The sequence below is a fragment of the Cryomorphaceae bacterium genome, assembly GCA_017798125.1.
Lineage (GTDB): Bacteria > Bacteroidota > Bacteroidia > Flavobacteriales > ECT2AJA-044 > ECT2AJA-044.
In genome coordinates, this window is record CP059070.1 from 580018 (window position 1) to 604933 (window position 24916).

The following is a 24916-nucleotide window of genomic DNA, read 5'->3' on the forward strand; positions in this document are numbered from 1 at the left end:
GCGGAGCGCCATCCGCTGCCCCCTTTTTTTCTCTGACTTAACCCCGCAAACAAAATGAAACAACTCATCTCCTTTTCGCTCCTCGCCAGCATATTCCTCATCGGCTGTACCGAAGAAGCTGGCAACTCGCCGGTATCCTTACCCGCGAGCCTGACCTATACCATTGAAGTGTCAGAAGACCCGCAAGGGTTGGTCCAAGCGACCGCTACCGCCATTATGGCCAATTACTACAGTTTTGAATTTTTCAACGCCGATTCCTCTGACTCAGAATTCATTCAATCTCCAGAGGGTGAAGCGACTTACTTGTACACAGAATCAGGTACCTACCGCGTGGTTATCCGCGCCCATACCTCGTATGAGTATTACATTGAAAAAGAAACCACTGTCACCGTCGAAATCGACGAGGACAACACCCCTCCTATCGGACAGATTCCAACGACCGGATACGAGACCCCTACAAGCTATCCTGGATATGATCTGGTTTGGAGTGATGAATTTGACGGAACAAGCCTAAGTTCAGACTGGACCCACGAAATCGGAACCGGTAACAACGGTTGGGGAAACAATGAGCTTCAATACTATCAACCAGAGAACACCACGGTGAACGATGGTTACCTCATCATTCAAGCACGTGAAGAGAACGTCGGTGGAAGAAACTACACGTCTTCACGCATCGTGACGCAGGGAAATCAAAGCTTCCAATACGGGCGAATTGATATTCGTGCGGCAACACCCTTTGGACAAGGTCTATGGCCTGCACTCTGGATGTTAGGGGACAACTTTAGCACTGTTGGATGGCCCTATTGCGGCGAAATCGACATCATGGAATTAGTAGGTGGTGATCAGGACAACAGAGTACACGGTACCGTACACTGGGACCAAAACGGAACCAAAGCAGATTACGGCTGTAGCAATGCACTAACCGATGGAAGCATCTTCGCTGAAGAGTTCCACGTGTTTACCATCATCTGGGATGATCAAGCCATCACATGGTATCGCGATGACATTCAGTTCTGCAGTATCGATATTACCTCAGCAGCTCTTGATGAATTCCAGCAATCTTTCTTTTTCATCTTCAACGTTGCCGTTGGAGGAAATTGGCCAGGTTCTCCAGATGCCAGTACGCAATTCCCACAACAAATGGTCGTGGATTACGTGCGGGTCTTCCAAGAGCAATAAGACTTAATTACCGCTGGCGCGAAAGCTTCCGTTGACGGTGATGGTTTCACCGACGAAGTTCTCCATGGTCATGTTGCGAATTTCACCTTGAAAATCGCTCGTGGAGCCTTTATCAATGCGAACGGTACCGTTGATGCCGCTGTACGCGGTGTTTGACCCGTCTTGCAAATTGGTATTGGACTGACCGCGCTCGGTAACACCATTGTTGTTTACAGAATACGTTCCTTTAGAGCCGACGTTGTCGCCTTTGATGTTGACCGCCAAAACGACACCTGTTGAGGAGCTAATGGTAACACCAGCGAGGGTATCGCCGACGAACAAGACGGTGGCCGTTCCTGCTACAGTATAGGTGGTATCACCGACAACGGTATATGCCGCTGTTCCAGGTGCGAGGTTATTCTCGCCCTCATCTGAGCACGCTGCCAAAAGAAGACCGAAAGAAAGGAAAAGGAGAATGGACTTGAGGTTCATATAGACAAAGGATTAGTATTAAAAACCGGGCGCAAACCTACAGATTACGCCCGGTGGTGACAAAAGTTCTTTTCAACAGCTAATTACCCCTTCTGAAGCAGTTCAACGAGAATTCCATTGGCGCTCTTTGGGTGAATAAAGCAGACTTGGGTGTTGTTCGCTCCGCGCTTAGGCTCGTCATTGAGCAAGATGAAGCCCGCCTCCTTCAGACGCTTCATCTCCGCGCGAATATCGGCAACCTCAAAGGCCATCTGTTGAATGCCTTCACCGCGCTTGTCGATAAAACCTTGCATGGGGCCTTCTCCATTGATGGGCTCCAACAATTCAAGCTTTGTGTTTCCAATTTGAATGAAGGCCGTATTCACCTTTTCTGAAGGAACACTTTCCTCATGCGCGATGGAATGACCCGTGAGTTTTTCGAAGAGTTCCTTAGACGACTCGAGGTCCCGGACCGCGATGCCGATATGGTCGATATTCTTAAACATAAGTCCTTGTTTTAGCTTCGGTAAAGGTACGCCAGAAGGCTCAAACAAAGCTCTGCATTTGGGTCAATTTGTGGTAGGTTCCACCAGAAGCAATAAGGGAATCATGCGTGCCGATTTCTTCAATCCGGCCGTCCTTCATCACCACGATCTTATCGGCATGCTGAACGGTCGACAATCGGTGAGCAATGACTACACTCGTCCGGTTTTGCATAAGTCGGTTCAAGGCATCCTGTACGAGCTTCTCGCTTTCGGTATCCAAGGCCGAAGTCGCTTCATCTAAGATCAAAATCGGCGGGTTCTTTAATACGGCCCGCGCAATAGATATGCGCTGCTTCTGGCCTCCGCTGAGTTTGCCCCCACCGTCCCCGATGTTGGTGTAGTATCCTTCGGGCAATTGCTCAATGAACTCATGAGCGTTGGCCACTTTGGCCGCCGCAATGACCTCCTCCTCAGAAGCGTGGATATTGCCGAGTCGAATGTTGTTGATCACGGAGTCGTTAAAAAGGATGCTCTCCTGCGTAACGATGCCGAGTTGGGCGCGAAGGTCACGTAGGGTGTAGTCTGCAACTGGATGACCATCGAGCCGTAGGCTCCCCGCCTCTACTTCGTAATAGCGAGGAATGAGGTTGGCCAAGGTCGTCTTTCCGGACCCAGAAGGCCCAACCAAGGCGACGGACTCCCCTTTCGCAATCGTCAAATTGATGTCCGACAGAACGGGCTCTTTACCGTAGCTGAAGTTCAAGTTCTCGATCTCAATGGCCGAAGTGAACTCCGATAAAGCGACAGGACTTTCGGGGTCCTGGATTGGATTTTCGGCATCGAGGATCTCAAAGATGCGCTGAGCGGAGGCATTCCCTTTCTGAATGTTGTAGGAAATGTTCGCTACGGACTTTGCGGGGGTAATAACGTTGAAAAAGACCATCAAATAGCCGAAGAATACCTCGGGCTTTAGGCCTTGTCCTTCGAGGATTAGGCTTCCTCCGTACCAGATCACAATGGCCCCGACGATGACGCCCAACATTTCAGAAATGGGGCTCGACAAATCCTTGCGCCAGAGTACGCGATTCATCAAGTGACGGTAGCGCGTATTCGTCGTTCGGAACTGGCGATGCTTCTCGGCTTCAGCATTAAAGGCCTTGATGATGCGCAATCCACCGACCGTTTCATCGACCAGCGAAAGCAGGAATCCGAGCTGATTCTGCGCCTTAGTGCTCTTGCGCTTCAAGGAACGTCCTATGATGCTGATGACCAAGGCGGTCACCGGTAACATCAGCCCTACAACCACGGTGAGTTCGGAGCTCATGTACACCAGTATGATCAAGGAACCAATCACCGTTAAAGGGTCGCGAATAACTTTTTGCAAAGAGGTGAACATGGTCCATTCTACTTCCGACATATCCGAAGTCATACGGGCCATAATGTCTCCTTTTCGCTGATCGCTAAAGAAACCCATAGGAAGAGCTAGGATCTTTTCGTGCAGGGCATTTCGAATATCGCGGATGGTTCCGTTTCGAAGAATGGCCGTCACGTAGAAGGCAGCATACTGGAAGAGGTTCTTACCGAGATAGGCACCGACAATCAGAGCGCAGATGGCCGCCAAGGCCCGCGAGGGTCCCTCATTCTCGATGATGAGGGTCACTTGGTAGTTGAAGGCCTGCTCCAAGCTCTCCAAGGATCCGGTAAACGTCGCGGGCTCATACACCCGCTCTTGGGTGCCGAACAGTACGCCGAGGACGGGAATGACCAAGGTGACGGAAGCGAGCGAGAAAACTACGCTGAGTATGTTAAAGAAAACGGCCAAGATCGCAAAGAAGCTGTAGGGCTTTGCATAGGCCAGAATCCTCAAGAAAAATTTCATAAAGCAAAGATAGGCGATTCCCCGTCAGCGGGGTTTTTTTGTAGTTTTAGTACCTCACAAAACGAACTTGAAATGAAACGATTGCTTGCCTTGATGATTTTTTCCGCCGCTGTACTAACTTCATGTGGTCCGGCCGTGAAAGTATCTACCGACAAGGATCCATCTGCGAACTTCACGCAATACAAAACCTTCCAATTTGCCCCAGAAGTTCTGGAGCGTACGCCGAAGAACAAGTTGCTCTATGATCGCTTCTTGGGATCTATTGAGACTCAGATGAATGCGCGAGGCATCAGTCGTACGGCTAATCCAGACCTCTTCATTAACCTGTACGTCCGCACCCAGGAGAAAGTATCGGTCAGCACCAACACCAACTATTACGGTGGATACTATCGCTACGGATACGGTCCAGGATGGGGAGGTGCCTACGGCACGACGTATACCGACGTCAACCAATACACAGACGGTTACGTGTTCTGCGATTTCGTGGATGCGAACACCAATACCATCGTTTTCCAAGGCATCTTGAATGCGACTGTTGAGCAGGATACGCGCTATATGAGCGAGATCTTGGAAGAGGGAATTCGCCGCATGTTCCGCGACTTCCCGGTTCAGCCCCTACCGGTCGAGGGCGAAGAATAAAATCAATAGAGCTTAATACACGCGCGAGTCACCTCCCAAGCGGAAGATCAGACCTCCGGTCAGGTCGGCCGCGAAGGTGTAGCTAGTGGTGTATGCACTACCGCCACATCCCCCTGTTCCGCAGAAAAAGCCAAATCCTCCGAAGTATAGAGGCATCATGGCGCGGGCTTGGAGGCGGATTCCGATGTTGTCCGATACGAAGTACTTGATTCCACCCCCGAAGGTGATGGCAAACTGCGTTTCGTTGACGAAGCGGCTATCCTGTGGATCGTAATCCACCGCACCAAGGGTAAAGGTTCCAAAGGGAGCTACTTGGCCGATGCTCTGTTCCACCAATCCACCGATCTGGAAGTATTGAATATCAATATCAAAGAGCGGTGTTGAAGGACCGTAGTATTCGTCGATGCGCATGTCCGTTTCCATACGGCTGTACATCAATTCCAAATACACTCCGGGGCGAACCTCGATACTCAACGAACCTCCCCAGTCCAAACCGTCTTGGGTTTTAACGACCCCGTCGTAGGCGTGAATGGTATTACCGAATTGAAATCCCACATAGGGCTGAAGTTCAATGGCGTTTTGGGCTTGCGTTGCAAAGCCAAAAGTGGCCATCAACAAAACGAGTAAGGTTCTCTTCATGATCGAAAGATTATTCCGTTAAAGATAAAAACTTCCCCTGAGCAGTGTTGCGATTCGGAACACTTTGTTCGAATGCGCGCATTAACTTGACCGCTTTGCAAACTCTTAATTTCTGATTTGCAGTGACTTAGCTGCTTTGGCACAGCCTTGGCTTTACTTTGTTCGAATAACCGAACCAGTATGGACCGCCCCTTATCAGAACAACATCTTCGCTCCCAGAAACGACGTAAGTGGATTGCCCCCGTAGCGATTCTCATCGGACTGGTGGTCGCCATCATCATTTTCCGCAATCAACTTGAAGCACGGGTCAAATCCAGTGAGGTGGTCATTTCCACTGTAGAAGCCGGCTCTATCGAAGCCACCATTACCGCTACGGGAACCATTGTCCCCGAGTACGAGCAAGCCCTCACCGTTCCCGAAGAAGCTCGATTGGAGGAGGTGCTTATTCAAGCCGGTACTCGCGTAGACTCCGGTCAAAAGATTCTCTCTCTAACTTCCAAGAAACTCGAGAATCAATTGGCCTCCAGGGCAGACGAACTGGAGCTCAGCGAAGCGACCTACGAAAAGACACGCCTACAGTGGGAGAAATCCATTTACGATTTGGAGTCTGCTATTTCCATCAAGCGTCTCCGCATTCGGGGACTTGAAGCCCTAGTGGAGGATCAGAAAAAACTCTTGAAAGTGGGAGGAGGAACCGCTGAAGAAGTCGAAAAGGCGGAAATGGACCTCCAAATCGCGCGCATCGAACTCCGCCAAATGGAAAATGAGATCGCCAACCGTCGCTCTCAAAAAATCGCAACACTCAGAGAACTCGATCTGCAAGTGGCTATGGCCGAACGCAGCTACGACGAAGCGAAACGCCGCTGGGAAATGGCGCAAGTTCGCCCCCAGCGCAGCGGAACCGTCACCTTTGTGCATACGGATCGCGGAGTGACCCTGCGTCCGGGACAAGAAGTAGCTCGCGTAGCGGACCTCAGTCGCTTCAAGGTGGATGCCCGCATCGCCGACGAGTACATTGACTTCTTGCAACCGGGACAAAAAGCCTATGTACAGGTCAATCGCAAACCGGTTGAAGCCATTATCTCCTCTATTGAACCCACCGTGCAAAACGGCCGGGTGGCCTTCGAATTGCGGTTTGAAGGGAACGATTTCAGTGGGTTCCGCCCCAATATGACGGTGGAAGTCTACGTCGTGACCAACTATTCAGAAGAAACGCTAATCGTTCGCAACGGAAGTGCCTTTTCTGGTTCAGGCCAACAAGAAGTCTTTGTGATGAAAGACGGTCAAGGGAAGCGCCAGCGCGTTCAAGTAGGCCTGAGCAATTTCGAGCACGTCGAAATCCTCCAAGGGGTCAAAGAAGGAGATCAAGTCGTTATTACGCAACTCCCGCGCTTGCGCCATCGTCAAACCTTTAAAATGACGGGTCGTGAATAAGCTAATCTACACGTTTGTGCTGATCGCGGCTGTGCTTTATCGGCCCGTGAGGGCCCAAGAATCCGGACCGGTTATCTTGAGCCTCAACCAAGCCATTTCCTATGCGCAGGGACAGAGCATCACGGCGCTTCAAAACGAAACCACCAAAGAGAACCGCTTTTGGGCCTATCAAAGTTTTCGCAGTAACCTTTATCCGCGCCTCGTGCTCAGCGGGGTTGCCCCTGAATTCAACCGCTCCTTCAGCGGGGTAACTCAACCCGACGGAACCACCCTTTACCAACCGGTGACCATCAACAACTCCAGCTTGCAGTTGGACGTTAGTCAAAATTTGCCCTGGACTGGTGGACAGGTTTTCATCGGAACCCGCTTGAATCGCTTCGATGATTTTGATCGCGATACCCGCCTGTACAACAGTAGCCCACTCTTTATTGGACTTTCGCAACCGCTTTTCCAATACAATGGATTGAAGTGGGGACAGAAAATCGAGCCCTTGAAGTACGAGGAATCCGTGCGTCAGTTCAAGGAAGAGGAAGCGCGCATTGCCGTGCAAGTGTGCCGCCGCTACTTCGATTTGCTTCGGGCGGAGATCAACCTCGACATTGCAGAGAACAACCTCAAAAACAACGACACGCTTTTCCGCATTGCGGAGACGCGCTTCGAGCTCGGCCGTATTTCCAAGTCAGATCTCCTTCAGTTGCAATTGGCCGCGGTTACTGCTCAAAAAGATGTGGCACAGGCGAAGCTCGACCGGAATATCGCTGCTTTGGAGCTGAAAACCTTCTTGGGCTGGGAAGGGGATTCACTAGATGCCGTGCTCCCAACGGCTATGGATTACTTGAACGTGAATCCGGAGTTGGCTTTGGTTGAAGCTCGGGCCAATCGGGCAGATCCCGTCGCCTTCCGACGCAGATTGTTGGAAGCCGAAGAAGAGGTGGCCATGGCAAAAGGGCAAACCGGGCCTCAAGCCAATCTCGAGGCTTCCCTTGGTTTCAGCGGTACCGATGAGTCCTTCGGTGGGGCGTACCAAAATACTATTGATCAACAAGGCGTCCGGTTGGGATTCACCATTCCCATCCTCGATTGGGGTCGGGCCGACGCGCGTGTTAAGACGGCCTTGGCCAATCAGAAGCTCGTCGAGTACACGGTGCAGCAGGACGAGATCAACTTTGACCAAAACGTGATTCAATTGGCCGAGCGCTTCAACCTACTTCAGACGCAGATTGAGTTCTACAAGCAAGGAGATGAACTGGCCGCTGAGCGCTACCAAATTAGCTATGATCGCTACCTCCTCGGGGACCTCAGCATTACCGATCTCATGATCGCCCTAGGAGAGAAGGACCGCGCCCGACGCGATTATTTGGGCGCCCTTCGCGACTACTGGGAGGCCTATTACCGACTACAACTATTTACCCTATACGATTTCCGAACACAACAAAAACGCTAAACACTATGCTTCAACTACAGAACATTGAAAAGGTATTTCGCACCTCGAGTATCGAGACGGTGGCGCTAAACAGCATCAACCTGAACGTGGACGAAGGTGAGTTCCTGAGCATCATGGGCCCTTCGGGTTGCGGTAAATCCACCTTGCTCAACATCATGGGCTTGCTGGATCGACCATCGGCCGGTAGCCTCACCGTAAAGGGAGTTGATCCCACCGCCTACAGCGATAAGAACCTGGCTCAATTCCGCAACCACACCATCGGCTTCATCTTTCAGAGCTTTCACTTGATCAATGATTTGACAGTGTTGGACAATGTGGAGCTTCCGCTCTTGTACCGAAAAAGCACAGCTTCGGAGCGTCGCAAGAAAGCGATGGAGGCCTTGGAAAAGGTAGGCTTGAGCAACCGAATGAAGCACTATCCATCTCAGCTTTCCGGAGGTCAGCGTCAACGTGTGGCCATTGCCCGAGCCATCATTGGAAACCCGGAACTCATTCTGGCCGATGAGCCTACCGGAAACTTGGATTCGGTAATGGGAAATGAGGTAATGGACATCCTGCTCAAGCTGAATCAAGAAGGTTCGACCATCATCATGGTGACCCACGATGAGAACATGGCCAAGAAAACCCACCGCTTGATGCGCCTTTACGACGGACAGCAAGTCTCCTAAAACCAACTCCAATGATTAGAAACTATATACTCCTAGCGTGGAAGGTTTTGAACCGCCGAAAGTTCTTCACCTTCGTCAGCCTCTTCGGCATCAGCTTTACTCTGCTGATCCTCATCGTAGTTGTGGCCTTTTGGGAAAGCTCCTTCGGAGCGAATGGTCCTGAAAAAAACATGGACCGCGCGGTCATGACTCAGATGATCTACCTCGAGGATACCGTCAACCACAACTACAGTAATGGTACGGTGAGCTACTACTACCTCAAAACCTATGTCAAAACCCTGAAAACTCCAGAGAAGGTCGGGATCTATACCATGGGGAACTCAGCGAAAATCTACAAGGACGGAAACCGATACAAGGGGGATACCCGCACCACGGATGAAGTCTATTTCGAAGTGTTTGAGTTTGAGTTTTTGAACGGCCGGCCGTACAATCGTGATGAAGTCGAGTCTTCTCAGCAATTGGCCGTGATTAGTCGACGCCTTGCCGAACAACTTTACGGAACGGTTGAAGCCTCAGGTAAAGACTTTGAAATCTTTGGGAAAACCATGAAGGTGGTCGGGGTCATCGAAAATGTAAGTACCTCCCGCCTATTGTCGGGAAGCGATGTTTACTTGCCGTATAAGGTAATGGATCCCCAATACGACGAAGTTCGTTTGAATGGCCGCGGATATGGCGCCATTATGCTTGGGCGAACTCCAGCGGACAAGGAACTGATTCAGCAGGAATATCAAGATCAACTGGGCAATGTCCAATGGCCGGCAGAGGAATCTTGGACCGCTATTTACGGTCATGCGGAAAGTCCCTTTGAGGCTATCATTCGCATGATTTTCGGGAATGCGAAGGACAAAGGGGCGGGCAAGTTTCGCCTTTGGTCCACCATTGTGATCATCCTATTCTTGCTATTGCCGACCGTAAACCTCATCAATATGACCATCTCCCGAACGGTAGAGCGCGCTGGTGAAATTGGTATCCGAAAAGCCTTTGGAGCCAGCTCCGTCAATCTCGTCGGTCAATTCATTGTAGAGAATGTCGTCACCACCTTCATTGGAGGGGCACTCGGTCTTCTCTTGGCCTATATCGCTCTTTCCATACTCAATGATGCCAACGTCCTTGGTGGATTCATCCTCGAAATCAATGGTCGCGTACTCCTCATGACTTTGGGTATCACCTTGGGGTTTGGAGTGATTTCCGGTGTATATCCCGCCTGGCGTATGAGTCGTATGGAACCTGTTGAAGCACTTAAATCTGAAGAACAATGATCCGTCACCTATTCAAACTAATGTGGAACCGGAAAGGGAAGAACTTCCTGCTCCTGGTCGAGGTATTGGCCTCCTTTATGGTTCTTTTCGGCATCATGACCCTTGTGGTCAAGAACTACCGAAACTACGCTCAGCCCTTGGGCTTTGAATACGAAAATGTATGGGTTATCGAGACCACCATCGACGTGGAAAACGAAGAGGCTGTGGAAACGATGAAGAACTTGAAAAGTGTCCTTCGCAATCAGCCCGAAATTGAAAGTCTGGCCTTAATGACCGATAACTTTCCTTTCGCTTTCAGCTCGTCGACCAACTCCTTTGATTATAAAGAGGAACCCCTTACTTCAAATTCATTTTGGGTAGAGCCTGAGTTCTTCGATGTGCTTCGCATTCCCATTGAACGAGGGAAGGTATTTGACGAGGCGAACATCAATGACGAGGGGCACTATGTTGTGGTCAATCGGAAACTGGAAGAGACTATTTTGGACATTGACCCATCCGTCGATATTGTGGGCGAAGACATCGATGATGCTGGAGACCGCATTGTTACCGGGGTTATAGATCGCTTTCGATACGCCAGCCAGTTTATGTCCAACCAAAACTCCTTCTTTAGGATGTACAGCTTGAACGACACCAACCAGTACTTCCTGGCTACAGCGATGCTCGTTCGCGTTAAGCCCGACGCCGGAAAGGAATTTGAGCAAAAGTTGATGAACCTCTTGGAGCGCACCAATCCGGCTTGGGAATACGACATTTCGTGGCTCAGTGAAATGAAAACCGGAAGGGACTTATTGGTCATGGTTCCGGTCATCATTTTCAGCATTATTGGCGCCTTTCTACTCTTTAATGTGGGCATGGGCATTTTTGGCGTACTCTGGTACAACATCAACAGACGCCGCCCCGAAATTGGACTTCGCCGTGCCCTTGGAGCACCCGCCGGTGCGATTGGCAGTCAGTTCATTGGTGAAGTCATGGTCATCACCACATTCTCAGTAATTCTCGGGCTTTTAATCGCCATTCAGTTTCCCTTGATGGGTGCCTTTGATCTTCCGGCACAGGATTACTTTGTAGCCATGGGTATTGCCTTGGGCATTATCTATTTGATTACCTTTCTCTGTGCTTGGTACCCAAGTCATCAAGCCGCGCGAATTGAACCTGCTCAAGCCCTTCACGAAGAATGATCCTCATCATTGACGACGATTTAGGCGTACGGAAGTCCCTTTCCCTCCTCTTCCGCCAAAATGGGTACCGAACCCTGGAGGCTGAGCACCCCGAAATGGGCTTGGTCCAACTAGCGGAACACCCCGTAGAGCTGGTCTTCTTGGATATGAATTTCCATGTGGAGACCACTGGAGATGAAGGGCTCGCGGCACTTAAGCGCATTAAAGAAGCACACCCCATGATCCCGGTTATCTTGATTACCGGATGGGGGCATATGGCCTTGGCCATTGATGGTATGAAAGCGGGGGCCGCAGACTTTATCAATAAACCTTGGGAGAATGACTACGTCCTGGAGGCGGCCAAAACGGCCCTCAAGCTGAACCAGTCCGTGGAAGAGACAAGTTCTGACCGAGCAAAACTGGATCGGAAATTCGACTTCAGCGACATTATTGGGGAAGACCCCAAACTCCTTGAGGTGCTTGAGCAAGTGGCTCGTGTGGCACCAACCGATGCGAGCGTGCTCATCTTGGGGGAAAGCGGTACAGGAAAGGAGCTCATCGCTCAAGCCCTGCACAAGAACTCCGAACGGCGTCAAGAGAACTTCGTGGAGGTCAACCTCGGAGGTATCTCGGCCAGTTTGTTCGAAAGCGAAATGTTCGGTCATAAAAAAGGGGCCTTCACCGACGCACATGCAGACCGAGTCGGTCGATTTGAAGCCGCGCACAACGGCACCATCTTCTTAGATGAATTGGGTGAACTACCCCTTGCGCAACAAGTCAAACTGCTCCGCGTATTGCAGGATCGACGATTTGAAGTCCTGGGGAGTTCCGAAACCAAGAGTGTCAACGTGCGGGTCGTTTCGGCCACCAATCGAGACTTGGCCAAAGAGGTCGATGAAGAACGCTTCCGCGAGGATCTGTTCTACCGTATCAACCTCATCACCCTGCATTTACCGCCTCTCCGCGAACGACCTGGCGATATCCCTCTGCTGGCCAAGCACTTCTTGAACTTGGCGGCGGCCGACTATGGAAAAACAGATGTCCGCTTCGCGCCGCAGGCGCTGGAACTGTTAAAAGGGCTTCCGTTTCCGGGCAATATCCGCGAGCTCAAAAACCTGGTGGAACGGGCACTGCTTCTGGCCACCGGAAATGAACTGCAGGCCTCGGATATCGAGAAGCATTTGCGTCCGAACCAAAGCAATGCCACGCCCCAAAGCAAAACCTTAAATTTGGAAGAAATGGAGCGAGAATTGGTGGAACGCGCGATGCGGGCTCATCGATACAAAGTAGCTCCGGCGGCGCGGGCACTCGGCATCAGTCGGAACGCCCTGTACCGAAGACTCGAAAAGTTCGGAATGGCCGATGGGGCTGAAGACTAAATTCATCTTGTATTTGATCGTCATCCACGGAGTAATCTTGTGGCTGGCCTATCCGCAATTTGAGCGGGAACAACGCTATTGGTTTATTGCCGTAGAAATCGGCGTATTGCTCAGCATGTGGCTAGGGTGGCGCTTGTACCGAAGACTTATGGGGCCCTTGGAGCTCATCCGGAGCGGCACGGAAGCCATCAAGGATCGCGACTTTCAAGTCAAATTTAAACCCACTGGCCAAGGTGAATTAGACAGTTTGATCAACGTTTACAACGGAATGATCGACGAGCTCCGAAACGAGCGCATCCATCAGCAGGAGCAAAACTACTTCTTGGAAGAGCTCATCAACGCCTCACCGACCGGCATTGGAATTCTCGATTACGAGCAGCGTTGGGTATCTGCAAATCCGGCCTTGGAGCGCTTCATGACCCTTCCTTCTGAGCAGGTATTGGGCCTACGGCCCGATGAATCTCCCGACCCCCTATTAAAGCAAATCGTCTTTTCGGAGGGACAAAACGAAAAGCTCATCGAACTCGATGGTTGGCGCAAATTCAAGGTTCATCGAGGGCAGTTCATTCACCGCGGATTCAATCGGCAATTCGTACTCGTCGAAGAGCTCAGTCGTGAAATGATCGAAGCGGAAAAGCAGGCCTACGGAAAGGTCATCCGCATGATGAGCCACGAGGTCAACAATTCCATGGGCAGCATCAATTCGCTACTCAACAGTCTGGTGGCCTTTGACACTCAAATTGCAGAAGATTTGAGAACCGATTACCGAGAGTCCATGGACGTGGTGATTCGACGGAACCAGAGCTTGGGCACGTTCATGAATAAGTTTGCCGATGTGGTCCGACTTCCCGATCCCATAACAGAGCCCCTTGACATCCGAGAACTACTCCATGACCTCGCTCGATTGTGGAGGCCGATTTGCGCCGAGCATCATATAGATTTGATCTGGGAAGCGCCTGAGACGGCACTGATTACAGAGGGCGATCGCGAGCAGCTGGAGCAAGTGCTAACCAACGCCATCAAAAATGCACGTGAGAGCATCGGTGAAGGCGGAAAAATTGAGCTCTTTGCAGATCCCGTGCACGGCCTCTGGGGTGTCGCCGATAATGGCCCGGGCATACCCGCCGATAAAGCGGATCGACTCTTCAAACCTTTCTTCAGCACTAAGAAAGACGGTCAAGGTGTTGGACTCACCTTGAGCCGAGAAGTACTTATGCAGCACGGATTCCCATTCCGACTCGAGACCGACCCCGATGGGCTCACGCGCTTCGAAGTGAAAAGCCTACCTTCGGAAGTACGCTAACTCAAGCCCCTTGTTTGTGGACCTATCCGCCCTAGCCAACAAGAAAATATTGATCTACGGAGCAAACGGCTATACTGGCCGATTGACCACGCGTCTTTTCCGCGCCCGAGGGCTACGACCCATCTTGGCCGGACGCTCCAACGCAGTTCGACAATTTGCCGGAATCCTCGGTCTTGAGGCCCGAATTTTCAACGTGGAGGAAGCCGCCGATCACCTTAGAGATATTGACTTCCTAATCAATACGGCTGGTCCTTTTGCCGCTACTCAAGGACCTTTAATGGACGCCTGCATCGAGAGCAAAACGCACTACGTGGATGTCTCCGGAAAAAAGAAAGAAGTAGAGCGGGCCTTGGAACGCCATGAAAGAGCTCTGGAAGCCCAAATCGTTCTTATTCCAGCCGCTGGTTTTGGAGTGGCCCCTCCAGATATCGCCGCTCATTTGGCCCTTCAACAACTTCCCGATGCAAGCCATGCCCTGGCATTGGCCGCGACCTTCGGCGGCGTTTCTAGAGGAACGCTTTATTCCGTGCTCAGCGAAGTCGATCAGGGTGGAGTCCAGTGGGTAAATCGCGAATGGGCCATCGCCCAGCCGGCACAAGACCGCCTGGAGCGGAGCGTTTTTGGTCAAACCGTTCAGGGCGTAAACAATCCCCTTCGGGCCGATCTTTTGACCGTGCCTCATGGAACAGGGGTGGCCAACTACCAGTCCTATATGAAACTGCCCGGATTCGCTATCTCCATGATGCACGGTAAGCTCAAATGGCTGCGTCGTTTCCTGTTGAAAAGACTGCATTGGCTACCCGAAGGACCATCGAAAAAGCAAATGAAAAAGGGATACACCCTCGTCTACGCAGAAGTTTCTTCGCAGGATGGCCAAAAAGCAGTCGCCGAACTCAAAGGTCCAGAGGCCTACGTCTTTACCGCCGAGTGCCTGCTGCTGCTCTGTCACCAGATCGTGAAGGGAGAAGGCCCCCTTGGATTTGCAACGCCTGGACAGTGGATTGGCGAAGAAATAAAGAGCATTGAAGGGGTAACCCTGCAAACCAAAATCCTATGAAAAAAGCACTCTTAATCCTGAGCTTGACTTACCTCGTTTCGGTTCAGGCCCAAGATACGCACGAACCCGATTCAACAACAGTTTCAACCATTGACGGAACGGTAAACGAAGTCTTGAACATCATCTCCGGAGAACCGGACAAGGTTCGCAATCTAGAGCAGTTCAGGATGCTCTTTAGGCACGATGCAACCTTCCGCGCGCTGACTCATGCTCCGGATGGCAATCGAAGCTTGCGCACCTTCAACCTGGAAGAATTCGCTCGAATTGTCCGCAACTTTTATGACGGTAGTTCCTTTTTGGAGTACGAGCTCAAAAAGACGGTGAACGAATACAACGGTATTGCCCAAGTCTTCCAAGGGTATCAAGTCGAAAGCCCCCGCGGAAAGGAGAAAGGCGTCAACAGCTATCAACTCTACTTCGACGGCACACGTTGGTGGATCACCAGCATTCTATGGGTCAGCGATCGCAACGGTGTTGAACTTCCCGAAGAGTATCGATAGGTTCTCAAAAACTTAACATCTCCCGTGGTCCATCTTCACCTTATCATCGTAATATTGCAATATCAATATACCGCTGATGGGCATCACACGAATTGACTTATTTGACGGGCGAACCAACGAGCTGGCTGAAATGGCCAAAGTCCTCGGTCACCCTGCCCGCATACGTATTCTTCAGATACTTCTGGACACGGATTCCTGTATAACCGGAGATCTCGTTGAGGATTTGGGCTTGGCTCAACCCACTGTTAGCCAACACCTCAAAGCTTTAAAAGAATCCGGCCTTATCCGGGGTGATATAGACGGAACCAAGGTGTGCTATTGCATCGATACCGACCGTTGGAAAGTCCTCCAAAAAGTCCTCGGTGATTTCATTTTTTCCCCTTCCATTGACAAAAAATGTTGTTGAGATGACTTTTTTTCCTCCACTCCACCGCTACTTGGATGAGCGGGCCGGAGATGCGCATACCATATCCGCTGGCCGAAGAGCCGTACTCGAAAGTTGGGCCGAAAAAATGGCCGATGAACGACGCTCCAGGCGCCGGATCCGATTGAATTTCATTTGCACCCACAACAGTCGTCGATCTCAGTTCGGACAGGTCTGGGCCTGGGCTGCGAGTCGCTATTATGGAATGCGCTTTGTCGATTCCTATTCTGGCGGTACCGAAGTGACGGCATGCCACCCCAATACGTTGGTTGCTTTGGAGCGCGCGGGAATCGCGATTCAACGAGGCGAAGGAGAGAACCCTCATCACCTCGCTCGATTGAAACCAAGAGGAGCTGCCCTGGAAATCTTTAGTAAGGTTTATGAAGACGAACCCAATCCCAAATCAGAGTTCATGGCTTTGATGACCTGCGGGCATGCAGAGGAGAACTGTCCCTTCGTAGCAGGAGCGAGTGCGCGGATTTCATTGAACTACGACGATCCCAAGGTATCCGATGGAACGTCGGAGCAGACCGCGACCTACGATGAACGCAGTCGACAAATCGCGGCCGAGATGATGTATGCCTTTCACCATTTGTACGGACTCCTCCAGAACTAACGCCATGCAAACGAAACCTCGCCTGTCCTTTCTCGATCGTTGGCTCACCTTGTGGATCTTCTTGGCCATGGCCGTAGGTGTTGGTCTTGGGTATTTTGTACCCTCCATGGCGCAGACGCTCGAAAGCGCTTCGTCCGGCACCACCAACATCCCCATTGCCATTGGATTGATTTTGATGATGTATCCGCCATTGGCCAAGGTGAACTACAAACTCTTGCCCAAGGTCTTTGCCAACGTCAAAGTCTTGAGCATTTCGCTTTTCTTGAACTGGATCGTAGGCCCCCTGCTCATGTTTGGATTGGCCGTTTTGTTTTTACGCGATTATCCGGAATACATGACCGGTTTGATCCTGATTGGACTGGCGCGATGTATTGCCATGGTCATAGTATGGAACGAGCTGGCCGATGGAAGTCGTGAATACGCCGCGGGCTTGGTGGCCCTCAACAGTATCTTTCAAGTGTTCTTCTATTCCGTTTACGCCTATCTCTTTATTACCTGGTTGCCTCCCAAATTGGGATTCGAAGGTGCCCTGGTGGACATCTCCATGGGGACCGTTGCGGAGAGTGTACTGATCTATCTCGGAATTCCCTTCGTCGCCGGATTCCTGAGTCGGATCTTGCTGGCTCGTCGCTTCGGCGAAGATTGGTACAAGGAGAAATTTATCCCGGCGATTTCCCCCATAACCCTCATCGCCTTGTTGGCAACCATCGTCTTGATGTTCAGCCTGAAAGGGGAGCTCATCGTAGAAATACCGGGGGATGTACTGCGTATTGCTGTGCCGATGGTCATCTACTTCGCCTTGATGTTCCTCATCAGTTTCTTCGTGGCGAAAAGAATGGGCGCAGACTATTCCAGGAACGCTTCCATTGCCTTCACAGCAGCGGGAAACAACTTTGAATTGGCCATCGCTGTGGCCATTGCCATCTTCGGTTTAAACTCGGGTCAGGCCTTCACCGGCGTTGTTGGCCCGCTTGTTGAGGTACCTGCGCTCATCGGCCTGGTACAGGTGAGTTATTGGTTGAAAAAACGGTATTACGCCTAAATTTTCCGGTTCATACCGTAATATTTCCCGTTCACTCCCGTCTGTTATTATGGTCGAGCAAGGTGCTATTCCTTTGCCTGTGTAAAATCGAACGACCATGAATGCCATCCGTATCGCCATTCCGCTGCAAATGCTACGCTTCATTCGCGTAGAACGCAGAGATCACGAATTCATCGCTATCTTAAGTGATGAACGAGGGAATGACCGTGTGCGAGGATACGGCGCTCATCCGTTCGGTGCCATGCAGGATTTGAATAGCAACTTGATTTGAACCAATAATGAAACCCTCCCTCTTCCTCGTAGTACTTGCTATGGCCTTTGGCCTGTCGCATCGCGCCGTAGGCGCAAATCCAGAGGACGCCTACCGCGTCGTCATCAAACAAGATTATACCCAAACGATCCGGGGGCGCGTGATCGATGAACAGTCGCAGATGCCTTTGCCGGGTGTCAATGTGCTGGTAATCGGCAGCGAGCCGATGATTGGAACGGCCACGGACTTCGACGGCTACTACGTGCTTGAAGATGTCCCTGTGGGGCGCGTTACCCTGCAGTTTAGCTTTATCGGGTACGAAACGCGGACGGCACGGAACATCGAGCATATCGCTTCGAAAGAGCTGGTGTTGAACATGGACCTTCGGGAAAGCGCGGAGGAAATCATGGAAGTCACGGTGGTGGAAGAAGTGGATCTGCAGCGGACGAAGAATGAACGGGTTGAGGTATCGGGCCGTACTTTTTCGATTGAAGAGAGCAAGCGATTCGCAGGAGCCAATAACGATGTGGCACGCATGGCGTCTAACTTTGCCGGGGTGCAGCGCACAAACGATGCCACCAACGACATCGTGATCCGCGGAAACTCGCCCATCGGGCTGATTTGGCGAATGGAGGGCATTGATATTCCGAACCCGAACCACTTCGGGTCATTTGGAGCCACGGGCGGGCCGGTTTCGATGCTCAACAACAACGTGCTGGCCAATTCGGACTTTTTGACTGGGGCCTTCCCGGCAGATTATGGGGATGGATTATCGGGAGTTTTCGACCTTCAGCTCCGAAACGGAAATGATCAAAATCACGAGTTTTTGGGCCAAATTGGCTTCAACGGGCTCGAATTTGGGGCAGAAGGGCCCTTAAATCGCGAAAAACACTCTTCTTACCTCATCAACTACCGTTACTCAACACTGGGCATCATGGCGGAGATGGGCTTCGAATTCGGAACCGGAACGGCCATCCCCTATTACCAGGACTTCACGGCGAAATTTAACTTCCCGAGTCGGAAAATTGGAAACATCGAGGTCTTTGCCATGGGCGGTCGGTCCAACATCGATTTCCTCGATTCGGAGAGCCTAGAAGAAGAGCCGGATAATTTCTACTCGGGAAATGAAGACCTGCGCTACAAAGTGACCAACGGGGTCATTGGAGTATCCCATCAGTACCTCTTCGAGAACGATATGTACTCCAAGGTAACTTTGGCCGCGACGACCATTCGGAACAAAACCACCATCGACACCCTCTACGGCGATGGTACCCAAACCGCCCTGAACTACGGGCAGCAGTTCGAAGAAAACAGCATTCAGCTCGCCGCTTATCTGCACAAGAAATTCGACGCTAAAAACAGCGTCCGTGTAGGAACCTTCGTGACCCGGATGGACTTCAACCTCAACGACAGCATTTTCGACAACAGCGATCAGTTCTTCCAAACGCTGCGCAACCACGACGGAGCCGACTGGCGCTACAACCCCTACATCAACTGGGAGCACCGCTTCAACAATCGCCTGGAAATGAATGCCGGGGTGCACGCGATGGCCCTCCAGAGCAACGGTAACTTCAACGTAGAACCGCGACTCGGATTCGGTTATCAAATCGATGAGAACAACCGCATCAGCGCGGGCTACGGATTGCACAGTCAAGTGCCGAATTCGCTGACCCTGTACAAGCAAGTCTATCTTCCGGACGGGAGCTATTTCGAGCCCAATACCGATGTCGAGTTTCAAAAGAGCCACCACTTTGTCGTGGGCTATGACCGCAATCTGCCTTGGGGACTTCACTTGAAAGCGGAGGCTTACTACCAATGGATATACGATGCGCTGGTCACCCCGGAGCAAGAAGAATATAGCTTGCTGAACGATGGGTCCTTTACCTTCTTCACCCCAGACACGGTCTTGAACCAGGGGAACGGGTATAATGTGGGCTTGGACTTGACCATTGAGAAGTACCTGGATAATGGCTTTTACTTCCTCAACACCATCTCCATCTTCGACAGCAAGTACACCGGTCTAGACGGTGAATGGCGAAACACCGTTTTCAACGGAAACTTCGTGTACAACCTCATCGGAGGAAAAGAATTTGCCTTGCGCAGCAAGAAAGAAAACCCGCGCTTCTTGAACACTATCACCGTGGATTCCAAGTTCAGCTGGGCGGGCGGTCAGCGCTACGTGCCCATTGATTTGGAAGCGAGCAACGCCGCGGGAGAAGCGGTCTACGACTGGTCGCGGGCTTATGACGAGCAATTCATCGACTACCTACGGCTCGATCTCCGCATCGGATTCAAGATGGCCGGTCCCAACGTCACTCAGGAATGGGCCCTGGACATTCAAAATTTGACCGGGCGTGAGAATCCCTTTGGACAAGACTACAACGAAACGACTGGCGAACTAGAGGTGACGAACCAATTGGGTTTCTTCCCGATGTTCCTCTACCGCATCACCTTTTAATCGCAGCGCCATGTACGTCAGTCACACCCACTTCAAGATCACCAATCCGATCGGTTGGTTCCTCTTTCAGTTCCACGCCGTTCGCTCCGGAAACCAAGCGGGCCGGAGCAAAGGCAACGTCAAATGGACGGCTTGGGCCGCTACTATTCGCAATGTTTGCACCGTCAGTGTATGGGAGTCGGAAGCCCACATGCGGGCCTTCATGACCTCCGGTGCCCACCTCGTTGCCATGAAACTCAGCCGCTACATGGGGCATGGCTACACTGTCGGATGGGAAATCGAGGACCTCGATGCTCTTCCTGATTTGCAGACCCTACGGGTCGATGGCGAAAGACGCCTCCGTGAAAAACTTCGCGCCCAATCCCTGGAGCATTGGCTCCCTGCCTAATTGCTTAAATTGATCCCTGTGAAACTCTGGCAAAAAGAAGTTCTCGGCGTTCTCTTTATCTCGAGCATCCCCGTACTGCTCAGCTTGACCCGTTATTACGGCTTCGGTTTGACTTGGCACGGAACGGAAGTTCAGCCCCGACCCATCACTTTTGTTTACGGGGCGCTTTATTCCCTAGCCGTAACTTCCAGTTTGTACTTCGGCTGCACGCGAATCATTCAGTTTATTGACCGTAAAATGCCTTGGCGCGAAGGGGTGGTTCGCCGACTCGCTGTAGAATTACTCGTTGTTTTTTTCTACGCCAGTGTGGCTCAGTACTTCATCATCATGGGCTTCTCCAAAACCCCACTGTATGAAGGCATTGCCGTTACCAAGGCCGATCTGTTTGACAACATTATCTTCGGAAACACCATCACACTTATCGTTGTCCTCCTGATGGAGGGCGTCTTTTTCTTTCAGCAATGGCGCAAAAGTGTACTCGAAACCGAACAGCTCAAACGCCAGCAAGTCGAAAGCCAATATGAGTCCCTCAAGTCACAGCTCGATCCTCACTTCCTGTTCAACAGCCTCAACGTCCTGAGCAGCCTCATCCGAAAGGACCCGAAAAAAGCGGAGCAATTCGTCGATGAATTTGCCCGTATTTACCGCTATGTGCTGGACGTCAAAGATGAAATGGTGGTGCCGCTGCGTGAAGAATTGCGCTTCTTGGATTCCTTTATGTTCCTGCAGCAAATCCGCTTCGGCTCAGCACTAGAGCTGAAGGAGAACATCTCCGCGGCCCATTTGGAACTCTACGTTCCGCCACTCAGCCTCCAAGAACTCGTGAGCAATGCCATCAAGCACAACGAAGTCAGCGCCGAACGGCCCTTGGTCATTACACTCGAAAGCACTTCGGACGGTATCCGCATATCCAACAACCTCCAACGCCGGACGGACCGCGTCATCTCTACAGGACTCGGACTCCAAAACCTTCGCGAACGCTACCGCATCTTAACCTCCCACGAACCCGATTTCCGTATCTTGGAAGGAACGTATCGAGCGGATCTACCCCTCATTCAAGCCGAAGCATGACCTACTTAATCGTAGAAGATGAACCCCTAGCAGCTGAGAAGTTGCAGCAGGCCATAAAGAGCCTACGGCCCGATTGGGTAGCCCTCGCTCCGGTCGAAAGCGTGCGGGCCGCAGCCGAAGCGCTTCGGGAGCACAAACCAGACCTCTTGTTTCTGGACATTCATCTCTCCGATGGTCTCTCTTTCCAGCTTTTCGATCAAGTCGAAGTCGTTTGTCCCATCATCTTTACCACCGCCTTTGATCAATATGCCCTCCGTGCATTTAAATTGAATTCCATTGACTACCTCCTCAAACCCATTGGAGAGGGAGAATTGAAACGTGCGCTGGATAAGCGAGATCGATGGACCCAGCCTAGTGATGGGCAATTGGACTGGAACAAAGTTGAGCGGGATTTAAAACCCGAATACCGGGATCGCTTCTTGGTGAGCACGGGTGAACGGGTAAAGAGCCTTCCCGCGGAAGAAATTTCATTTTTCTTCGCGCAAGGAAAGCACTCGTTTATCACGGATAAACAGGGAAGAGAATACCTTATTGACCAACCACTAACGCAGCTGATTGAACAGTTGGATCCAAAGCAATTCTTTCAGATCAACCGAAAGTTCATCATTTGCTTTAGATGCATAGAAGAAATGATTCCGTACTCCAAAGGCCGTTTGAAGCTCGTCACTGCTCCGCCAACGCCTGAAGACGCGGTGGTCAGCGTCGACAAAAGCGCCCGCTTTAAAGCTTGGTTAGACGGCCGAAGCTGATCCTTTCATTTGGTACTCGAACACAAATTCACGCATTTCGGAAGCCCGAAGACCGAGTGATTTTTTGATCTCAGACAATTTGAATCCTTCTTCCAAGCAGTAACGAAACATGCGCTTTTTCAGGTAGCGATCCATTTCCATTTCAGAGGTCATAATCCTGTTTTTTAATTCTATACAAACGTAACGTCCGGCTAGAACCTGAGTTCTGCCGGAACGTTAAGTATTTGTAAAACAGTATGTTAAACCCCCTGTTATGAACAGAATGTGAATAAGTTTCCTCTTATTCTTTCGAAGGCACTAGCCAACGGTTGAGCCAGCCGAAGAATTCGGAATGCCAAATCAATCCATTCTGCGGACTCAATACCCAGTGCCCTTCTTCAGGGAAGAACAACAATCGACTGGGGATTCCCTGAACTTGGGCCGCTTGATAAGCCTCAAGACCCTGGGTGTATGGAACACGGAAATCTTTTCCTCCGTGAATCACCAGAATTGGGGTGTCCCATTTGTCGGCATTCAAATGAGGACTGAATTTGTCATAGCTCTCCGGACGTGGAGTTTCCCAATAGGGACCACCAATGTCCCAGTCCGCAAAGAACAGTTCTTCCGTGGAACCATACCAAGATTCCAAGTTGAAGAGTCCGCAGTGGCTGATGAAGGTCTTAAACCGCTTCTCATGGATTCCGGCCAGGTAATACACGCTGTACCCACCATAGCTCGCTCCAACGGCGCCCAGTTTGTCCTTATTCACATAGGGCTCCTCTGCCACGGTATCTATCGCAGACAAATAATCCCTCATGGCCTGACCGCCCCAGTCCTGTGAAATATCCTCGTTCCATTCGAGACCAAATCCGGGAAGGCCACGGCGGTTTGGGGCTACAACTATGAACCCTTGGGCGGCCATCAACTGGAAATTCCAGCGGAAGCTGTAGAACTGCGAAACAGCAGCCTGAGGTCCTCCTTGGCAGTACAATAGCGTCGGATATTTTTTATCTGGATCAAAATTCGGTGGGAAGACGACCCAAGTCAGCATTTCCTTGCCATCTGAGGTTTTAATCATGCGTTTTTCAATCGCACTTAAGCTGATTTGGTTGTAAATGGACTCATTGACTCGAGTCAAGTTTGCCACCTCTTTACTCTTCTTGTTGACACTGTAATACTCACGGGCGTGATTCATATCGGTACGACCCACCACCCAGTGGTCTCCAGCATCCATAGGGACACCGTAGTTGAAGTTTCCAGAAGTGTGTTGCTTCACTTCAACGTCCTCAGGCATATCGCTGAATTTCTTTGGGAGATCAAAAGAGAAGATTTGTTGGGTCGCCTTCGTTGGAAGTTCAGCGTAAATGGTTCTGGAATCACGGCCCCAGCTAAATCCACCAACCGTGATGGGGCGGTCCCCCATAAGGGAAATGTACTTTCCTGAACTCACTTCCATGAGCATCAATCGGTTTTGATCACTCTCGTATCCATCACGCTCCATGCTCAACCAGGCCATGTACTTTCCATCTGGGGAATACTGAGGGTTATTGTCGTAACCTTCATTGAAGTCCGTCAAATTAGTCGTAGTGAAATTCGTAAAGTCGTATCGATAAAGGTCACCGTTGGTCGAGCGCGCGTACTCAACTCCACTGAGCTTCTTGCACGCGTAGATGATGGACTGCCCATCCGGTCCCCACGTCAAGGCTTCAGAGCCTCCAAATGGTGCTAGGGGTGAATCGTAGGGCTCTCCCTCCATGATGTCCACGGGGCTTCCTTTCGGTTTACCGTCTTCGAGTTCTACATAGTGCACGTGCGAAAAGCGGCCGTCCGACCAATGATCCCAGTGGCGATACATCAGATTGTCATAAATCAACGCATTGGCTTGAGGATAATCCGGATAACGATCCGAGGTTTCCAGGGTGATCTTAACCTCTGCCGTGAACAGTAATTTATCCCCGTTTGGACTGTATTTTACATTGCCAATAGAATACGCGTATTCGGTGATCTGTACGGGTTCACCGCCTTCTGCGGGAATCTCATACCACTGCCCGCCATGAAGGAAACCGACCTTTTCTCCACTTGGATGCCATTGGGCACCGTATTCAGATCCTTCGAGGGAAGTCAATCGGCGGTTGTCTCCTGATTCAATATCCGCCATATAAAGATCGCTAGAACCGCCGTTTTCATCAATATCATATCGAGTGACCCCGTAGACTAAATATTTACCGTCTGGACTGAGAGCGCCGCCGCCAACGCGACCGAGATCCCAGAGTAGTTCGGGTGTCATGACTTCCTGAGCCATGAGACCAGTTGTGCTCAAAAGACCGAGCAAAAGAAAGAGTAATCTTTTCATGTTGTAGGGATTTGGACTGTGAATATAGGAGTTCCGCGGGAGATGAAGGTAGAGGGATGGGGGTGATTGGAGGGAAAATCGAGCATCGTGCCGCAGGCACAAAAGCAGAAATAA

At 51.0% G+C, this 24916-nt stretch carries 25 protein-coding genes; 19 read left to right on the plus strand and 6 right to left on the minus strand.

Annotated features, from left to right (window positions below):
* Window positions 1-54: 54 nt before the first annotated feature.
* On the plus strand, window positions 55-1179 hold the full coding sequence (locus tag HZ996_02485) for a glycoside hydrolase family 16 protein (GenBank protein ID QTN38050.1): 1125 nt from the start codon (window positions 55-57) through the stop codon (window positions 1177-1179).
* Window positions 1180-1182: 3 nt separating this feature from the next.
* On the opposite strand, the gene HZ996_02490 is transcribed toward HZ996_02485, so the two are convergent.
* The 3 genes from HZ996_02490 to HZ996_02500 all read right to left on the minus strand — a co-directional run bounded on the left by HZ996_02490 (window position 1183) and on the right by HZ996_02500 (window position 3993).
* On the minus strand, window positions 1183-1650 hold the full coding sequence (locus tag HZ996_02490) for a hypothetical protein (protein ID QTN38051.1): 468 nt from the start codon (window positions 1648-1650) through the stop codon (window positions 1183-1185).
* 83 nt (window positions 1651-1733) lie between these two features.
* The gene (mce, locus tag HZ996_02495; GenBank protein QTN38052.1) at window positions 1734-2135 is read right to left on the minus strand and encodes a methylmalonyl-CoA epimerase; all 402 of its coding nucleotides are present in this window, start codon (window positions 2133-2135) and stop codon (window positions 1734-1736) included.
* A gap of 40 nt (window positions 2136-2175) precedes the next feature.
* Window positions 2176-3993 carry an ABC transporter ATP-binding protein gene (locus HZ996_02500; protein QTN38053.1) on the minus strand — a complete coding sequence of 606 codons (1818 nt, stop codon included), beginning with the start codon at window positions 3991-3993 and terminating at the stop codon, window positions 2176-2178.
* A gap of 72 nt (window positions 3994-4065) precedes the next feature.
* Here HZ996_02500 and HZ996_02505 point away from each other — a divergent pair, with 72 nt between their 5' ends.
* The gene (locus HZ996_02505; GenBank protein QTN38054.1) at window positions 4066-4632 is read left to right on the plus strand and encodes a DUF4136 domain-containing protein; all 567 of its coding nucleotides are present in this window, start codon (window positions 4066-4068) and stop codon (window positions 4630-4632) included.
* A gap of 12 nt (window positions 4633-4644) precedes the next feature.
* Here HZ996_02505 and HZ996_02510 read toward each other — a convergent pair whose 3' ends face one another.
* Window positions 4645-5271, minus strand: a complete 627-nt coding sequence (locus HZ996_02510; GenBank protein ID QTN38055.1) for an outer membrane beta-barrel protein — start codon at window positions 5269-5271, stop codon at window positions 4645-4647.
* Window positions 5272-5451: 180 nt separating this feature from the next.
* Between HZ996_02510 and HZ996_02515 the strand changes: the two genes are divergently transcribed.
* From HZ996_02515 to HZ996_02595, 17 genes are all read left to right on the plus strand, one after another.
* Entirely contained in the window at window positions 5452-6705 is a 1254-nt protein-coding gene (locus tag HZ996_02515; protein ID QTN38056.1) for an HlyD family efflux transporter periplasmic adaptor subunit, read from the plus strand.
* A complete protein-coding gene (locus HZ996_02520) occupies window positions 6698-8149 on the plus strand; it encodes a TolC family protein (protein ID QTN38057.1) in 1452 nt (483 codons plus the stop codon). Before HZ996_02515 ends, HZ996_02520 begins: the two co-directional genes overlap by 8 nt.
* 5 nt (window positions 8150-8154) lie before the next feature.
* Window positions 8155-8817 (plus strand): ABC transporter ATP-binding protein, encoded by a 663-nt coding sequence (locus HZ996_02525; GenBank protein ID QTN38058.1) that lies wholly within the window; start codon window positions 8155-8157, stop codon window positions 8815-8817.
* A gap of 11 nt (window positions 8818-8828) precedes the next feature.
* Window positions 8829-10076: an ABC transporter permease gene (locus HZ996_02530; GenBank protein ID QTN38059.1), complete on the plus strand. Its 1248-nt coding sequence runs from the start codon at window positions 8829-8831 to the stop codon at window positions 10074-10076.
* Window positions 10073-11254, plus strand: a complete 1182-nt coding sequence (locus tag HZ996_02535; protein QTN38060.1) for an FtsX-like permease family protein — start codon at window positions 10073-10075, stop codon at window positions 11252-11254. The genes HZ996_02530 and HZ996_02535 overlap by 4 nt, the downstream gene beginning before the upstream one ends.
* Entirely contained in the window at window positions 11251-12612 is a 1362-nt protein-coding gene (locus HZ996_02540; protein ID QTN38061.1) for a sigma-54-dependent Fis family transcriptional regulator, read from the plus strand. Before HZ996_02535 ends, HZ996_02540 begins: the two co-directional genes overlap by 4 nt.
* Window positions 12596-13915 carry a HAMP domain-containing protein gene (locus HZ996_02545; GenBank protein QTN38062.1) on the plus strand — a complete coding sequence of 440 codons (1320 nt, stop codon included), beginning with the start codon at window positions 12596-12598 and terminating at the stop codon, window positions 13913-13915. The genes HZ996_02540 and HZ996_02545 overlap by 17 nt, the downstream gene beginning before the upstream one ends.
* Before the next feature lie 16 nt (window positions 13916-13931).
* Window positions 13932-14972, plus strand: coding sequence for a saccharopine dehydrogenase NADP-binding domain-containing protein (locus HZ996_02550; GenBank protein QTN38063.1), 1041 nt, complete (start codon window positions 13932-13934; stop codon window positions 14970-14972).
* Entirely contained in the window at window positions 14969-15472 is a 504-nt protein-coding gene (locus HZ996_02555; GenBank protein ID QTN38064.1) for a hypothetical protein, read from the plus strand. Before HZ996_02550 ends, HZ996_02555 begins: the two co-directional genes overlap by 4 nt.
* Before the next feature lie 76 nt (window positions 15473-15548).
* A complete protein-coding gene (locus HZ996_02560) occupies window positions 15549-15878 on the plus strand; it encodes a winged helix-turn-helix transcriptional regulator (GenBank protein ID QTN38065.1) in 330 nt (109 codons plus the stop codon).
* A gap of 1 nt (window position 15879) precedes the next feature.
* Window positions 15880-16512 carry a protein-tyrosine-phosphatase gene (locus HZ996_02565; protein ID QTN38066.1) on the plus strand — a complete coding sequence of 211 codons (633 nt, stop codon included), beginning with the start codon at window positions 15880-15882 and terminating at the stop codon, window positions 16510-16512.
* A gap of 4 nt (window positions 16513-16516) precedes the next feature.
* Window positions 16517-17554 (plus strand): ACR3 family arsenite efflux transporter, encoded by a 1038-nt coding sequence (gene arsB, locus HZ996_02570; GenBank protein QTN38067.1) that lies wholly within the window; start codon window positions 16517-16519, stop codon window positions 17552-17554.
* A 97-nt stretch (window positions 17555-17651) separates the two neighbouring features.
* Window positions 17652-17825: a hypothetical protein gene (locus tag HZ996_02575; GenBank protein QTN38068.1), complete on the plus strand. Its 174-nt coding sequence runs from the start codon at window positions 17652-17654 to the stop codon at window positions 17823-17825.
* 7 nt (window positions 17826-17832) lie between these two features.
* Complete coding sequence (locus HZ996_02580; GenBank protein ID QTN38069.1) at window positions 17833-20262, plus strand: TonB-dependent receptor; 2430 nt, start codon at window positions 17833-17835, stop codon at window positions 20260-20262.
* A gap of 10 nt (window positions 20263-20272) precedes the next feature.
* Window positions 20273-20650, plus strand: coding sequence for a hypothetical protein (locus HZ996_02585; GenBank protein QTN38070.1), 378 nt, complete (start codon window positions 20273-20275; stop codon window positions 20648-20650).
* A gap of 18 nt (window positions 20651-20668) precedes the next feature.
* The gene (locus HZ996_02590) at window positions 20669-21721 is read left to right on the plus strand and encodes a histidine kinase (protein QTN38071.1); all 1053 of its coding nucleotides are present in this window, start codon (window positions 20669-20671) and stop codon (window positions 21719-21721) included.
* Window positions 21718-22470 carry a response regulator transcription factor gene (locus tag HZ996_02595; protein QTN38072.1) on the plus strand — a complete coding sequence of 251 codons (753 nt, stop codon included), beginning with the start codon at window positions 21718-21720 and terminating at the stop codon, window positions 22468-22470. Before HZ996_02590 ends, HZ996_02595 begins: the two co-directional genes overlap by 4 nt.
* Here HZ996_02595 and HZ996_02600 read toward each other — a convergent pair.
* Together HZ996_02600 and HZ996_02605 are read right to left on the minus strand one after the other, a co-directional pair.
* A complete protein-coding gene (locus HZ996_02600; GenBank protein ID QTN38073.1) occupies window positions 22453-22623 on the minus strand; it encodes a hypothetical protein in 171 nt (56 codons plus the stop codon). The two genes, HZ996_02595 and HZ996_02600, sit on opposite strands and share 18 nt — an antisense overlap.
* Before the next feature lie 127 nt (window positions 22624-22750).
* Window positions 22751-24802 (minus strand): S9 family peptidase, encoded by a 2052-nt coding sequence (locus HZ996_02605; GenBank protein ID QTN38074.1) that lies wholly within the window; start codon window positions 24800-24802, stop codon window positions 22751-22753.
* Between the last annotated feature and the right edge of the window lie 114 nt (window positions 24803-24916).

What these genes read in the sequence shown, in the direction of transcription:
- HZ996_02485 (QTN38050.1), top strand. Translation starts at nt 55, where the DNA reads ATGAAACAACTCATCTCCTTTTCGCTCCTCGCCAGCATATTCCTCATC.
- HZ996_02490 (QTN38051.1), bottom strand. Translation starts at nt 1,650, where the DNA reads ATGAACCTCAAGTCCATTCTCCTTTTCCTTTCTTTCGGTCTTCTTTTG.
- mce (QTN38052.1), bottom strand. Translation starts at nt 2,135, where the DNA reads ATGTTTAAGAATATCGACCATATCGGCATCGCGGTCCGGGACCTCGAG.
- HZ996_02500 (QTN38053.1), bottom strand. Translation starts at nt 3,993, where the DNA reads ATGAAATTTTTCTTGAGGATTCTGGCCTATGCAAAGCCCTACAGCTTC.
- HZ996_02505 (QTN38054.1), top strand. Translation starts at nt 4,066, where the DNA reads ATGAAACGATTGCTTGCCTTGATGATTTTTTCCGCCGCTGTACTAACT.
- HZ996_02510 (QTN38055.1), bottom strand. Translation starts at nt 5,271, where the DNA reads ATGAAGAGAACCTTACTCGTTTTGTTGATGGCCACTTTTGGCTTTGCA.
- HZ996_02515 (QTN38056.1), top strand. Translation starts at nt 5,452, where the DNA reads ATGGACCGCCCCTTATCAGAACAACATCTTCGCTCCCAGAAACGACGT.
- HZ996_02525 (QTN38058.1), top strand. Translation starts at nt 8,155, where the DNA reads ATGCTTCAACTACAGAACATTGAAAAGGTATTTCGCACCTCGAGTATC.
- HZ996_02530 (QTN38059.1), top strand. Translation starts at nt 8,829, where the DNA reads ATGATTAGAAACTATATACTCCTAGCGTGGAAGGTTTTGAACCGCCGA.
- HZ996_02535 (QTN38060.1), top strand. Translation starts at nt 10,073, where the DNA reads ATGATCCGTCACCTATTCAAACTAATGTGGAACCGGAAAGGGAAGAAC.
- HZ996_02540 (QTN38061.1), top strand. Translation starts at nt 11,251, where the DNA reads ATGATCCTCATCATTGACGACGATTTAGGCGTACGGAAGTCCCTTTCC.
- HZ996_02545 (QTN38062.1), top strand. Translation starts at nt 12,596, where the DNA reads ATGGGGCTGAAGACTAAATTCATCTTGTATTTGATCGTCATCCACGGA.
- HZ996_02555 (QTN38064.1), top strand. Translation starts at nt 14,969, where the DNA reads ATGAAAAAAGCACTCTTAATCCTGAGCTTGACTTACCTCGTTTCGGTT.
- HZ996_02560 (QTN38065.1), top strand. Translation starts at nt 15,549, where the DNA reads ATGGGCATCACACGAATTGACTTATTTGACGGGCGAACCAACGAGCTG.
- HZ996_02565 (QTN38066.1), top strand. Translation starts at nt 15,880, where the DNA reads ATGACTTTTTTTCCTCCACTCCACCGCTACTTGGATGAGCGGGCCGGA.
- arsB (QTN38067.1), top strand. Translation starts at nt 16,517, where the DNA reads ATGCAAACGAAACCTCGCCTGTCCTTTCTCGATCGTTGGCTCACCTTG.
- HZ996_02575 (QTN38068.1), top strand. Translation starts at nt 17,652, where the DNA reads ATGAATGCCATCCGTATCGCCATTCCGCTGCAAATGCTACGCTTCATT.
- HZ996_02580 (QTN38069.1), top strand. Translation starts at nt 17,833, where the DNA reads ATGAAACCCTCCCTCTTCCTCGTAGTACTTGCTATGGCCTTTGGCCTG.
- HZ996_02585 (QTN38070.1), top strand. Translation starts at nt 20,273, where the DNA reads ATGTACGTCAGTCACACCCACTTCAAGATCACCAATCCGATCGGTTGG.
- HZ996_02595 (QTN38072.1), top strand. Translation starts at nt 21,718, where the DNA reads ATGACCTACTTAATCGTAGAAGATGAACCCCTAGCAGCTGAGAAGTTG.
- HZ996_02600 (QTN38073.1), bottom strand. Translation starts at nt 22,623, where the DNA reads ATGACCTCTGAAATGGAAATGGATCGCTACCTGAAAAAGCGCATGTTT.
- HZ996_02605 (QTN38074.1), bottom strand. Translation starts at nt 24,802, where the DNA reads ATGAAAAGATTACTCTTTCTTTTGCTCGGTCTTTTGAGCACAACTGGT.